A 14330-nucleotide genomic window follows, 5' to 3' on the forward strand; every position below is an offset into this window, starting at 1 on the left:
GGTTAATATTGACTTGGCGTATACAAACGAAGAATGGAGTAAGCGAATAAAATATAGGTCAGATATTAGTGGTTACTTATATCACTTGACTAAGCCTGTAAAAGATGACAACGGGAAAACTATAATGTCCTCTCTAGATGTTCTGCTTAAGATATTGAAAGAAAGAACCATCCTCGGGAGTACTACAGAAAAAGGATTTATAACTGGAAAGCGATCCGCTGCTTGTTTCCAAGACACGCCTATATATAGTTTGACACAAAATATAGTCCACGAGCGGGCCCACAAAGAAGAATTAGGAGGAAAGGTACGCTATGTCGGTGTAGGACTAGCATTCCCTAAGCCTTATGTTTTTCAGAAAGGCGGAAGACCTGTTATTTATGAAATGAAAGAAGTTTCAAAAAAATTACTGCCCGAAGACGAATGGTGGAGAATTGTTGACTTTAATCTTATGGATAAAAATCACATAGTCGATTGGTCACATGAAAGAGAATGGAGAGTGCCTGGAAACTTTAACTTTGATTTACCCAAGGCGATTGTAATCTTACCAAACCCGAAATTACATAATAGATTTCTCGAAAAACTAGATAATAACGACTTGCTACAGTTAAGAGGAATTGTCCAGACAGAAGCTCTTATATACTAATAAGGTTTCATACAAACTCAACGAACTCCGGCATGCGTAACATTCCGCTTTTGTAGTAATTCCGGAATCGTACGCGTGCCTTTATCGCTGGCTGAAGATATACAAAATTCCGGTCCTCGCCGGTCACAAGCGATTTAGCCGCGCTGTATAACTCTTTACGATGCACTGCTGACATTGCCTCGATAATGCCCGCAGGCTTTCCATCGATATGTGCGAGCCAGCCGAATTCCCCTTTACGATAACCAGCTATATGGACCTCGGCGTACTGGTAATTGATTATTTTAAGCCAATTAGCAGAACGTCGTCCGACATATACGCTGTCCTTCCGCTTGGCATCTATCCCCTCAAGATTGTGCGTTTTGATGACGTCAAACAGGTCTGTGCCGTTTCCTTCCACCGAAAGCACTGGCGAGAAATGAAGGTTAGGCGTCAATATGCGCGTCAACAACGCTTGTCGCTCCACTAACGGCCATCTCCGCACATCTTCACCATTATAGTGCAGTACATCAAATACAAAGTAGGTAACTGGCCTCGTCCGCGCGGCTTCTCGTATCCACGGTTCTTTTGTTATTCTAAAACGTTCCATTATTAATTCAAAATCGACCCATCCCGACTCATCTACCCGAGCAACTTCGCCGTCCAAGATCACATCAGCCGCGTCAACAGGCACGTTATGTAATTCTGGATAGCGGGCGGTTACATCGTTCTGGTTGCGCGTATACAAACGGACAACATCACCTATACGAGAAAGTATGAGCCGATGACCGTCGATCTTTGGCTGATAGATATATCGGTCATCATTGAAAGGTTCTTCTCTTTTACCGAGCAACATTGGTTCTAAGAACATAAAAACACCTCTGTTCGATTATATCGCATGGCTAAACCGAGCAGTGGTGGTAGTTGTTGGGACTGCTACTGTAATGGAAATAAATTTCTCTTGAATACGAACAAGCGTTTGTGTATATAATAAGATCAAACGTTCGTATGGAGGGGTTAGGATGGACATAGCTAAGTATATCGGTCGTACTGTAGAGGTCATTTATCAGAATGACAAAGGTGATATTACACAGCGTCAAGTCCACATCAATAAAGTAGAGACCGGCCTTATTCGTGTTTTCTGCATGACGGCCAATGCTCCGCGCTCCTTGAAGATAAATAACATATTGGCCATTAATCCGAAGCCGGTGATTAAACGTGCCATCTAAACCAAGGGTGATCATGCTTGTCGATTGTCAAAGCTTCTATGCGTCTGTGGAAAAGGCGCTGCAACCCGAGCTGCATGATAAACCTGTTGCAGTCGCGGGCGATCCAGAACGCCGGTCTGGCATTATCCTAGCTGCTTGCCCTATTGCTAAGTCATATGGAGTTACGACGGCAGAGCGGCTGGGTGAAGCGCTTGGCAAGTGCCGGGATCTCGTAATCATCAAGCCGCGCATGCAACTATACATCGATATGTCTATGATGATCACCCAGATTTATGAGTCATTCACCGATATGGTGGAGCCGTACTCGATCGACGAGCAGTTTTTGGACGTTACTGGCTCTATTCATCTGTTTGGGGATCCGGATAGCTTGGCACGACAGATACAATTTAAGGTCAAAACTATTACTGGCGTACACACCCGGGTCGGCATCGGGCCCAACAAGATATTAGCAAAAACTGCCTGTGATAACTTCGCAAAGAAAAATGAATCCAGCATATTTGAGCTGCAGCGCGAGAAGCTTGCCGATACGCTTTGGCGGCTGCCGATTGACAAAATGTTTATGGTCGGCAGCCGGATGACTGCTCACTTTATAAGGCTCGGAATCAATACAATAGGAGACCTGGCACAGACTCATTTGCCGGATTTAAAGCGCCGTTTCCGTTCGCGGTTTGGCAAAAATAGCGACATCCAGGCTGAGGTACTATGGCGGGTTGCGAACGGGATCGACGACTCTCCCGTCACTCCTGACACCCATATCGGTGAAAAGTCAGTCGGCCATATGATGACTTTGCCGAGGGATTACTATACCAGGGGCGACATCAGAGCTATAGTCCTTGAGCTCTGCGAGCTTGTAGCGCGGCGGTGCCGGTCGATCGGTAAAATAGGAAGGACACTATCTATCGGCTGCCAAGGAGCTGATTTTGACCAACCTACAGGATTTAGCCGGCAGATGACAATGAGCTACCCTTCGAACTGTACAAACGATCTTTATTACAATGCTTGCAAGTTGTTTGATGGGATGGATTGCCGGTCAGGAGGATCGGTGTATCGCTTACTGGCTTCCAACGGGCTGATGAGTATCAATTGGTGTTTAATGATTCAAGAGAACGATTAGGTAAGCTCGAGGCAGCTACAGACCGACTTAAAAATAAGTATGGGGATAGCATCATCGTCCGCGCTGCGTCCAAGACAGCAGCCGGCCAAGCGCTGGATAGGGCCGGAAAAATCGGGGGACATTATAAATAGGGAAGTCATGTGATGAGAAAGGATCGATACCGCAGGGAGATGCATATTAATGAAGGAACACAGTCGAAGAAGGATTTTTTAATCTAAAGGTCGAATAATTCCATGGTGAGAGTGATTAGAGGAACTGTAGAAAACCTCACAGAATTAATAAACCACACATGAAACCTCACAAAAATTTCGTTCAAACATGAAATTCAATGAAAGTCTCAAGCGACAACCAGAAAAGTACAGAGCATTCTATATAGAAAAAGTACGCTTATGAATGGCTCTAAAAGCTACCACATAATGGGTGGAATGATGTGATAAGGGCTGAAAAGCCTGTAGCATCAAGGGTTCTTCTGCAGAAGAACGCCGTTTGACCACATTGAATTAAAATAGGCTTCTCACAAGTTCGAATTGAACTTTGTGAGAAGCCTATTTTTTTTAAAGCGTTGCGTAGTTCAGCTTCTGCTTCAGCCGACTTGTAAGTGACACTGGCGTGCTTACAACTTGTATTGGGGCAGGCATATGCCATGCTCCAAGCATGCAACATGCCGTTCAGCGTTGAAATCTTCTTATTCCATGCTGTATGGGAGCGTTTTAACTTGACCCGCAATGAGGGCAATTTGTTAGTTCAGGTCTGAAGTAAACCTTCGGTACGGCACCGAGACGATTTTTCGAAAGCATAAGGGCTTCACTCCTGTTCAATTCATGTCCCTTATGTATTCGATTATCATAGTCACAATATCTCTTCGTCAGCTTCATTCGATATCGAAAAGTGCAATTTATGTAACATAACCATGAATTTATAACAGTAAATTGGGCAAGAAATATCACTTTTCAACAAACATAGGTGTGTTTGATCTTTTAGAACCTATGTTATATTCGACACAGATTTCTAAAAGACCAAGACGAAGGGGAGAAGGAGTTCATCATGAATGTAGTGAAGGAAATAAGGGATAACAGCCGTATGTCCCCGAAAGACAGATACGGTTCTCATTCCATCTTGAAAAGCATTAGAAAAGATAAATATCTTTACATGCTGCTTTTATTGCCGATTAGTTACTTTCTTGTATTTAAGTACATCCCTATGGCGGGCATGATCGTTGCGTTTCGAAAATATGTACCCGGGCAATCGATCTTCGGCGTGGAATGGGTCGGTTTGAAATATTATAATATGTTCTTAACCGACCCTACTTTCTGGTCAGCTTTTAAAAACACGATCATTCTCAACGTTCTATACCTCGGGATCGGCTTTCCGATTCCCATCCTTTTCGCCTTATTGCTTAATGAAATCGCGAACCAAAAATTCAAGAGATTTGTGCAAACGGTGTCGTATCTGCCTCGGTTTTTTTCTACGATTGTCGTGGTTGGGATTATTAAGGAATTGCTCTCTCCATCAACAGGTATCGTTAATCATTTGATAACCCTGTTTGGATTTGAACCGATCGCATTTCTGAATGAAGCCGCCTGGTTCAGGCCAATCTATATTATTTCGGATATATGGCAATTTATGGGTTGGAATACCATCATTTATATCGCTGCTCTGACAACCGTCGATCCCAAATTATATGAGGCAGCGATGATGGATGGAGCTGGCGGGTTTAAACGAACTATACACATAACGATACCGAGCATTATGCCCACCATTGTTATCACCTTTATTTTTGCCGTCGGATCATTGCTTACGGTGGGCTTCGAAAAAGTGTTCCTGCTGCAAAATCCGGTCACCTACTCAACGGCTGATGTTATCGACACCTTCGTTATTCGCAGGGGTTTGCAGGAAAATAATTATAGTTATGCAACGGCCGCCGGACTGATGAGTTCAATCATTGCGCTAATTCTTATCCTAGGTACGAATCGACTGGCGAAGAAATATTCTGACTCGAGTCTGTTTTAAAGGAGCAGCGTGCCATGCATAAATACAGTAATCGTACGTTCAAAGTATTCAATATGATGTTGATGTGTTTTATTGCTTTGATTTGTATCTATCCATTCTTGTACATATTGGCATTATCACTTAGCGATTCAAGCGAAGTCCTCTCAGGCAAAGTTTCGATCTATCCGAAAGGCTTCAATCTGACGGCGTATCAAATGATTTTGCAGCATCCGAACTTCCTATCCGGCTACAAGAATACCGTTCTCTATACAGTTGTCGGAACTGCGATCGGACTGTTCATGACCATCATTTGCGCTTACCCGCTCTCCAAGAAACACCTGAAGGGAAAAGGCATTATTTTGGGAATGATTCTCTTCTCTATGCTTTTCTCTGGGGGATTAATTCCTTCTTTCTTGCTAGTGAAAGGGCTGGGCTTGTACGATTCAATCTGGGCGATTGTAATCCCGGGCGCGATTAGCCCGTTTAACATGATTATTATGCGGACTTTCTTTCAGACGATACCGGACAGCTTGGAAGAATCGGCTGCGATAGACGGCTTAAATCCGATTCAAATTTTAATAAAAATCGTGTTGCCGCTCTCCAAACCGATCATTGCAACGATTGGATTGTTCAGTGCCGTCTATTTCTGGAACGACTGGTTTTATTCCATGATTTATTTAAGCGACAACAGCAAATATCCGGTCATGATGTTCTTGCGAAATATCGTTGCGGGGGCGGAGTTGGCAGCCAGAGAAGGCGGAATGCGAGATTCGTCAAGTTTGAATGTGGTCTCTTCTACATTGAGATCGGCAACAATCATGATGGTTACCTTGCCTATACTGTTAAGTTATCCTTTTGTGCAAAAGTATTTTGTCAAAGGCATGATGATTGGGTCCATAAAGGGTTAAAACGATAGTTTGAATTTATTTCTGCCGACTAAGGCAGCAGTAAATTTAAATAAAATCAAATAGGAAGGATTTATGCGGATGATCAACAAAGTGAAAGTTCACAGATTTTCAAAGAGAGGGGTCATGACATTTCTTTTACTCGCACTTTTGACATCTCTGTTTGCAGGCTGCAGTTCCCCATCAGACAAAAACACAGCGGCAAGTCCGGAACCGTCGGCGACGAACAATCAGGTCAAAGACAACAAGCCGGCATCGTGGATTTCGGATGAACCGTTGGAATTCACGATGCTTTATACGGATAATGCGACTTATCCGTTCAACGAAAATTGGCCATTGCTGGAGGAAATCAAAAAGAGAACCAATGTTTCTTTAAAAATCATCGCTGTTCCGGATTCCGACTACAAGCAAAAACTGCAAATCACGCTAGGTTCCGGAGAAATTCCTGATTTATTTATTAAAGCGGATCAGGCAGCCTCTTTTGCCGATAGTGGCATTGTGCTTCCTGTAAGTGATTACATGGATAAGCTGCCGCACTTCAAAGCGCTGATTGAGAAGTATGATCTGCAAGGTGAAATTGACGACATCTTGCATTTGGATAAGAAACTGTACAGATTTCCGGGATTTCAAGAACAAGGTTTGCCTGCGGAAGGGCTCGCGATCCGAACAGATCTGCTCCAGAAACATCATATCGAAATACCGAAAACCTATGAACAATTATATGATGCATTAAAAACGCTGAAGGCAGAATACAAAGATAGCATTCCCTTTACCAATACGTATGAAGCCGACGCCTTATTCAGTTTCATGACGCCCTCTTGGGGAACCAGCGGTGGGTGGAATGCCGAAACGCGTTTCAACTTTAACCGGAAGACGGAAAAGTGGGAACACGCTCCAACATCGAAAGGCTACAAAGCATTGTTGATCTATCTTAGGAATCTAATGAACGAAAAACTGCTCGATCAGGAAGCGTTTACGCAAAATGCGGATCAGTTTTTGAAAAAGCTTGTTACAGGCAAGTCATTCGCCGCATTTTTATGGTATGATCAACTTAAACAAATTAATGCCGATGGGAAGAAGAATGTGGGGCCCGAATTTAATCTGGAGATGATCGCTCCGTTGGCAGGAACGGGGTACGAGCCCTACGCGGTACCTGTCAGCAGGAGAACTTTCAATTTGGGCATTCCGGCTTCCGCGGCGAAAAAACCGCATTTTGATCAATTATTAAAATTTGTGGATTGGCTTTTGTACAGTGAAGAGGGCTATACGCTAACATCATGGGGGATTGAAGGAAAAACCTACAATGCAGCGGACGGAAAAAAGGCATTTACTGATGAAATTGTCAATTCCCTTGCGGGGATCCAGAAAACATTGTCCCAAAAATACGGTGTGTATAACAACAACTTTACATTCTTCCGAACTTCTGAATTTATGTACGCGAGCTCCGATGCGTCATGGGGCAAGTTTGCAAAAAATCTGGTGGATAACCAAATGGTGATCAAGACGGATCCGATCCTGCAATTATCGGAAGATCAGAAGGAGCAAGAAATTTTGACCGTCACTCCTTTGAAGGATTTCACCAACAGGATGGATATGGAATTTATTTTCGGCAAAGCTTCCATCGAGAATGATTGGGAAAAATACGTGAAAGAAGCGGATTCAAAAGGAAGACAGAAAATGACGGATTTCTATAATGAGATTTATCAGAAACAAATAGGTAAATAAAACGGTTACGGCCAGGGGGCAGCGCACAAGTTTACAGAAGGCGCCCCCCTTGGTTTTCATTTTTAGACAATAGGAAAATACAATTCTTTGTTTAGACGATGGTGGGTGAGCGCTTTGGCGTCGATAAAGGAGTTAAAGCAGTTTAACAATATAAAAAAGAGCGTCTTCTTCAAAATTTTCGCTTTAACGCTTTTGCCTATGACCTGTATTTCCTTGATCTCTTTGTCCACCTATTATTACTATATTCGATTTTTTGAAAACGATATAAAGGCCAATTACTTGAAGTCATTGTCGATTTCCGCCGACTCCATCAATAACACCATGTATGAAATTTATAAAATCAACAATCTGCTGTCCTTGGATGAGAAGCTCATTGAAGTAGCCAACTTTGAAGGCGACTTGCAGGGGGCTGAATATTACCGGCTGATCGACAGCGTTAAAACGCTTGTTAAATTTAAGGTGACCAAAGACCTTATCGACAATGTGTTTATTCTGCAAAAAAGCAACCAGCTCGTAATTAGCAGCGATGGTGTGATGACTGTCGATCGATTTTTCAACGAATACTATCACTACAAACAATATGATGACAATTTTTGGTTGAATCTATCCAACAACTTTGGCACGAACAAAATGCTGGACAGATCGCAAGTTGAACAGTATGAATATACAGGTAATAAAAAAATAAAAAGTATTATTCCGATCGTCCTCTCCAATTTCGGGGATCAACCGCTCAGAAATCTTGTTGTTATTAATATGAATGAAGCCGTCATCAAGCAATTGATGAATAAACACAAATTGACCGAGAACAGCATGCTGTTTATTACGAATCATAACCGGCATGTTATTTCGTATACGGACAAGCATTCCTATGTGAATCCAGCGGATCATCAAGCTCTCCTGGAAAAAATTGTTGAACGTAAAAACGATACTTTCCAAGCCGAATTTGCCGGCAAGAAGACGCTCGTGATTACTTATGCAAACGAAGCCATGGCGAATGATTTCATTTACGTGGCATGCGTACCCTACAGCGATATTTATAAGAAGTCGGCGTATATCAAGAATATCGCATATCTCATCAGCGCTGTCAGTTTATTGGCCTCCATCGTCATTTCGTTTATGATGAGCAAAAAAATTTATAGTCCGATTCGAAACCTTGTATACTCCGTTAACAAGAAGATGGATACATTCAAGCAAGTATCTTCAGATGACGAGTTTGATTATTTAAACCGTCAATTCAGCTCGGTCGTAAACGAGAGCGAGAAGTTGACGGAGGATCTGTCCTTCGCTTTGCCGTTCATTAGCGAGCAATATTTATTGAAAATATTAAATCAGAATAAATTTTTCTTCAAAGAAAGAATCAATGAGTTTATGGCTAAAGCCAATCTTACCTTTCAATATCCTTATTTTGCGGTTACGATCATCCAATTCACGTTTAAAGAGGAATTTTATTTGCGTTTCAGCAATGAAGAGCAGCTTCTGGTTTATGGCGGGATTCCCAAAATTGCGATGCGGTTTTTTCCTGAACAATATCGCATCCATATCCTGATGATGGAAAAAGATAAGCTGTGTATCATTATCAACCTTCCTGAAATGGATAGCCTCCAATCCATCGTACAATCCATGAAGAATATTGATGGCGTATTTGACAACGATAACAACCTCGTGCAGGTTCATTCGGGCATTGGCAGAATCTATTCCGATTTAACAGGGATCCATAAATCATATACGGAAGCTGTAAAAGCGCTTTCGTCCATTACTTTGTTTGAACGCGAAAAGGTAAAAGTTTATATGCAGGAGGGAAGCTATCCCAAATACGATTTTTCGTTTGAGGAAGAAAACAAGCTCTCGAACTTCCTGATGAGCGGATACAAGGACAAAGTAAACGAATTGTTGGATCAGATTATCGAAAAAAACATCGCGAAGAATATTTCCGATACAAGCACGAAAGAGCTGTTTCTGCAATTATATTTGATCGGCGTACATGTCATGAATCGAAAAGGGCTTTCAGCTGAAGAAATAATGGGCAATCGATACATCCCGTTTTCCGACTGTTACAGTCAGAGGTCGCAAAAAGAATTGGCGGAGTACGTGGCGGTATTTTTTGAGCAAATTATTATGCATAAAGGCAAGGATAAACGAGCCGATATTGCCCAATTGAAAGCGTTTATCGACAATCACTACCATGAAGATATTTACCTTGAACAATTGGCCGATCTTAACAGTGTAACACCAGCGTATCTATCGCGCTTGCTGAAGGAATCGCTCGGAATGACATTCCAAAATTATTTGGCCAAATTAAGGATTGACGCGGCCAAGAAGCTTCTCCAGGATACAAACAAGACGATTAACGAAATTGCTCCTCTTGTCGGCTTTAATAGCAGAAACACGTTCATACGCATGTTTAAAAAACTTGAAGGGATTACGCCTTCGGAATTCCGCGCCTTAAAACCTTAATCGTCCTATGGGCTGCATTACGTGCGTCTGGGCATCCATGCATCTTTTAGGTCTTCAATTTCATTATGGTGCAAGCACTTGTCAAAGTTTATAACCAAATTTGGATTCTGGGTGTTACCATAAGAGACTTTCTGTGGTTTATTGGGACTAGTCTTTATATTTTTGATGGAGGAAAGGGGATTTGTATGAGAAAGGCACGTTTATTAAAGCTGTTGGTTTTCGTCTTGCTGACGGCTCCATTGTCTGTCTTGGGACAGGGGAATGATGTCAAAGCAGCAGTAACAAATCTTGCCCTGAACAAAGCCGTTTACGCTTCATCTTTCGAAGGCCTTGGTTTTGAAGCAAACAAAGCAGCAGATGGCAGAACCGAAACAAGATGGTCGTCCAAACCTACGAATAATCAGTGGTGGAAAGTAGATTTAGGTTCATTAATGGAATTCAACAAGATCGTGATTAAATGGGATGCTGATTATGGCAAAGATTATAAAATCATGATCAGCAGCGACAACAACACTTGGACCACAATTTTTTCAAGGACGGGATTTGCCGGCGGCACCGATACCATAACCATTGGATCGATACAGACCGCACGTTATGTCCAGTTTGCAGGGTTGACCAGAGGAACGGCGAATGGATACTCCTTCCAGGAGTTCGAGGTCTACAAAAGCGACGAGACGTTGCCCGGTCCAGGAAGTCTGCCGAATCTCGCCTTGAACAAGACGGCCTTCTCCTCATCCGTGGAGGCAGCGGGCCTGGAGGCAAGCAAAGCTGTAGATGGCAACACGGTAACGAGATGGTCTTCCGGTGCCAGTAATAATCAATGGTGGAAGGTCGATTTGGGCTCGCCCACGAATTTCGATCAAATCGTTATTAGATGGGAAGCCGCTTTCGGTAAAGATTATAAAATCATGATCAGTAATGATAATGCAACGTGGACAACGATATTCACAAGACAAAATTTCAGCGGGGGCACGGATACAATCGTTTTTTCTTCTATGCAGAATGCCCGCTACATTCAATTTGCAGGAATTAGTAGAGGCACAACGTATGGCTATTCCTTCTGGGAATTTGAGGTAAACAACCGTGAGGATGCTCCGTCGACTGGACCTGGAGGGAATGGCAATCTGGCTCTGAATAAGCCTGCATTCGCCTCCTCTTTTGAAAGTCCGGGGATCACGGCGGAAATGGCGGTAGACGGCAATGCCGCAACGAGTTGGTCATCGGCGTACAGCAATAACCAATGGTGGAAGGTAGATCTGGGGACGGCCAAAACGTTTAATACGGTAGTTATCAAATGGTTATCGGCTTACGGTAAGGATTATGACATCAAAATTAGCGATAACAACACGAATTGGACGACAGTATACCAGAAAAGAGGGGGAATCGGCGGAAACGATGTTCTGGTTATGAATCCGCAATCTGCCCGCTATATCATGGTGCAAGGCATCGCGCGAGGTTCTAAATTCGGGTACGCCTTCTCCGAATTTGAAGTATATGAGGGTCCCGGGACCCTGCCAACCTATGCGGACCGGGCAGACCTGGCAAAAAATCGGATAGCCTACGCATCGTCCGGCAATGCCGGTGCCGCTGTAGATTCCGATAATGCGGAGACTTTATGGGAGAGCGGCACCTCGGGGAATGAATGGATTTATGTGGATCTGGGGGCCGTAAAAAAATTCGACCGCCTGATCCTCAGATGGGATGCGTCCTATGCCAAAGTATATGAAGTTCAAACATCGAACGATACGCAAAATTGGACAACAATCTATAGTACAACGTCCGGCAACGGGAGTATCGACGATCTGGCTGTATCGGGGAACGCACGGTATGTCAAATTAAATTGTATCGCAGCGGGTGTCGATTGGGGGTATTATGGATTATGGGGCATCGGGATCTATCATGAGGCAGAACCCGCGCCGATCATACCAACTACGGGAAACCTTGAGGCTGCTGCGTTAAATTCCTATTCAGTCAAGCTTTCCTGGAACGCTCCTGAAGGTGCCTATAAGGTTAGGATTAAAAGGGACGGCCAAATGCTGGATGAATTTGCATCCATTGCAGGCAGCAGTTATACGGATTATTTATTGTGGCAATCTTCCGCATACAACTATGTTGTCGAATTTTTGGATACCTCAAACCAATATGTGGCGAGTTGGACAGCGGGTGTAACGACGCCTAGCCAGCAAGGCATGTTTCCCAGACTGTTTTCCGATGACGCCTTTGTAAACAGACCGATTGGACCCAATCCGCAAGTAGATCCCAATTCGGCGGCAATGATCAATTATGCGATCGTACCGGAAAAAGGGCGTTCGCATGTAACGCATGACGGCTACGGCATTACGCTCGCTTACGCAAATCCGGTTAGCGAAGTGTATACCATTCCGTACTATTATTATGGCGGCTCCGAGACAATCAAGGCTCGAATTCCCAAGTATGCCGTGACAACATCGGGTTGGGATCATCATGTAACGATCATTAATCCTTCGATCAACAGAAATGTGGATACCTGGCTTGCTGTATATGATTACAGCAACAATACATGGAAAGCAGGCAGTCGTGGCATCATCGATCTGAACGGCGAACCCAACGTTGTTGAATCAGGCATATCGGGCGTTGCCGCGGGGTGGGCTTCAATGACGGGGGTCATCCGACCGGAAGAAATCGCGCAAGGGCGGATTGAACATGCGATTACCTTTACAAGTCCGCGAACCCGCAAAGGCTGGTATTCCTCTCCGGCTATTAAAGCAGATGGAAGGGATGCGAATGCATTTTCCATTCCGGAAGGAGCGCTTCTTCAACTGGATCCTTCCATAGACATCGATAGTGTGTATCCAAACTGGCCCGAATGGAAGAAGATCATCGCCAAAGCCGCCCAGGAATACGGCATGTATTGCTCCGATACGTCGGGTGCGATGACGATACGCGGTGAAAGCAACGATAGCCGTCACTATGATGCGTGGGCGAAAGCGGGGGTGACGGAAGATACGACTCTGAATGATTTCCCGTGGGAATCGCTGAGGGTACTTCAGATGGATCTTCACCCGTGGGGGAATTAGGGCTTGTTCGATGCAATCGTACTGGGATAACTGAGGAAACTGGGCTCTGGGTCGATACCCCGGGGCCAAGTTTTCCATATCAGAGAGAACGTTTAATCGAAAGCCTATTGCTGTTGGTAGCGCTTGGGATTCGTTTTGTACATCCGCTCGAATAGCTGGCGGAAGCGCGTCTCGCTCAATCTGGCCAGCGCGGCCAAATCGGAGATTTGCACGCCCTGCTGCAAATTTTCGCGTATGCAATCGGCCGATTTCGCAATCGTAAGCGCCTGCCGGTCTGTTTGCTCCACGGCCTTCCATCAGCAGACTGATTTCAAGTGTCGCTAACTGTGAAAGCCGGGATCCTCTTGATAAGGATTTGGTCATTCATCCGTTTCTCCTTCAAAGCAATAGGTTTGATTATTTTACATTAGTTGCCATTAGCCGATCTCCCATCTGAAACGATATTTTATCAACGCGAACAATACTAAAAAAACTTGGTTTTTCATATCGTCTTCACTTGAGTTTTTTAAGGTTTCTTCTCCAAGGAATTTACCTGTGGTCAGATCATAGTAATAACTGACTGCAATTGACTCATCCCTTGCATACTTTTCCCCATATAGACTCACAAATTCAAGGCCGAAAAAGTTGTATCTAGTCTTTATCATCTGAATTAGACATCGTATATCCTTGAAGTTTACCAAGACTTCCCGTTGGAGCAGGTTTTCTAAGATCGCTTGAGGCATATCGGTTGTCGCTTTCTCCTCTATTAAGTGCATATGAAATATTTTCAAGATGTTCAATCACTACACCGAACGCAAAGATCAGGATGCCGGACACTATCCCGCTAACCCACCAAATAATAGCCGTCTCCCATTGAAAATCGAGAATCCCAACAATAAATGCACATATGACAGTCACAATCGCTAACCCTTTTACAACTTGAACCATAATAGTCCCCCCTGTTTATTGGATATAATTTGCAACCATTGTACTATATATTGACATCCTCCCCCGCCTACACTTTGCTTAGAGGTGGGGGATTCCCCTTATTCGCCTCATTAGCGTGAAGCAGGTTCAGTTACCGTTACCATAGGAATTTGTTTCATGATCACAGAAGAGGTTCGTACGCTCGTTTCTGTACCCGAACAAACTCCGGGGTTCAGTTCCGTCCATGTTGAACGTCTTTGGTGTGACGGATAGAACTTCTCGGTTAGGTATTCAGCACAGTCAGGTGCCTTATGCAAGGTATCTAGCCCTGCA

10 protein-coding genes and 1 pseudogene are annotated in these 14330 nt (G+C 43.8%); 8 read left to right on the plus strand and 3 right to left on the minus strand.

Annotated features, from left to right (window positions below; all coding sequences use genetic code 11):
• The first annotated feature begins 13 nt into the window (after positions 1-13).
• Positions 14-643, plus strand: coding sequence for a DUF2971 domain-containing protein (locus ACFQ0N_RS35755; protein ID WP_379334903.1), 630 nt, complete (start codon positions 14-16; stop codon positions 641-643).
• Between the two features lie 7 nt (positions 644-650).
• Here the strand turns inward: ACFQ0N_RS35755 and ACFQ0N_RS35760 are convergent, their stop codons facing one another.
• Complete coding sequence (locus ACFQ0N_RS35760) at positions 651-1490, minus strand: ATP-dependent DNA ligase (RefSeq protein WP_379334904.1); 840 nt, start codon at positions 1488-1490, stop codon at positions 651-653.
• A gap of 151 nt (positions 1491-1641) precedes the next feature.
• Between ACFQ0N_RS35760 and ACFQ0N_RS35765 the strand changes: the two genes are divergently transcribed.
• The 7 genes and pseudogenes from ACFQ0N_RS35765 (at position 1642) to ACFQ0N_RS35795 (ending at position 13091) form a co-directional block, all read left to right on the plus strand.
• Positions 1642-1848: a hypothetical protein gene (locus ACFQ0N_RS35765; protein ID WP_379334905.1), complete on the plus strand. Its 207-nt coding sequence runs from the start codon at positions 1642-1644 to the stop codon at positions 1846-1848.
• 13 nt (positions 1849-1861) lie between these two features.
• Positions 1862-3093 (plus strand): annotated as a pseudogene (locus tag ACFQ0N_RS35770) (DNA polymerase IV).
• 913 nt (positions 3094-4006) lie between these two features.
• On the plus strand, positions 4007-4972 hold the full coding sequence (locus ACFQ0N_RS35775) for an ABC transporter permease (protein ID WP_379334906.1): 966 nt from the start codon (positions 4007-4009) through the stop codon (positions 4970-4972).
• Between the two features lie 14 nt (positions 4973-4986).
• Positions 4987-5859, plus strand: coding sequence for a carbohydrate ABC transporter permease (locus ACFQ0N_RS35780; RefSeq protein WP_379334907.1), 873 nt, complete (start codon positions 4987-4989; stop codon positions 5857-5859).
• Positions 5860-5982: 123 nt separating this feature from the next.
• Entirely contained in the window at positions 5983-7581 is a 1599-nt protein-coding gene (locus ACFQ0N_RS35785) for an extracellular solute-binding protein (RefSeq protein WP_379334908.1), read from the plus strand.
• A 114-nt stretch (positions 7582-7695) separates the two neighbouring features.
• On the plus strand, positions 7696-10035 hold the full coding sequence (locus ACFQ0N_RS35790) for a helix-turn-helix domain-containing protein (RefSeq protein ID WP_379334909.1): 2340 nt from the start codon (positions 7696-7698) through the stop codon (positions 10033-10035).
• Positions 10036-10220: 185 nt separating this feature from the next.
• Entirely contained in the window at positions 10221-13091 is a 2871-nt protein-coding gene (locus ACFQ0N_RS35795; RefSeq protein ID WP_379334910.1) for a discoidin domain-containing protein, read from the plus strand.
• Positions 13092-13195: 104 nt separating this feature from the next.
• Here ACFQ0N_RS35795 and ACFQ0N_RS35800 read toward each other — a convergent pair whose 3' ends face one another.
• Positions 13196-13378 (minus strand): helix-turn-helix domain-containing protein, encoded by a 183-nt coding sequence (locus ACFQ0N_RS35800; protein ID WP_379334911.1) that lies wholly within the window; start codon positions 13376-13378, stop codon positions 13196-13198.
• A 343-nt stretch (positions 13379-13721) separates the two neighbouring features.
• Positions 13722-14018, minus strand: coding sequence for a hypothetical protein (locus ACFQ0N_RS35805; protein WP_379334912.1), 297 nt, complete (start codon positions 14016-14018; stop codon positions 13722-13724).
• Positions 14019-14330: the final 312 nt, after the last annotated feature.

The organism is Paenibacillus sp. GCM10027626, assembly GCF_042676285.1.
Lineage (GTDB): Bacteria > Bacillota > Bacilli > Paenibacillales > Paenibacillaceae > Paenibacillus_Z.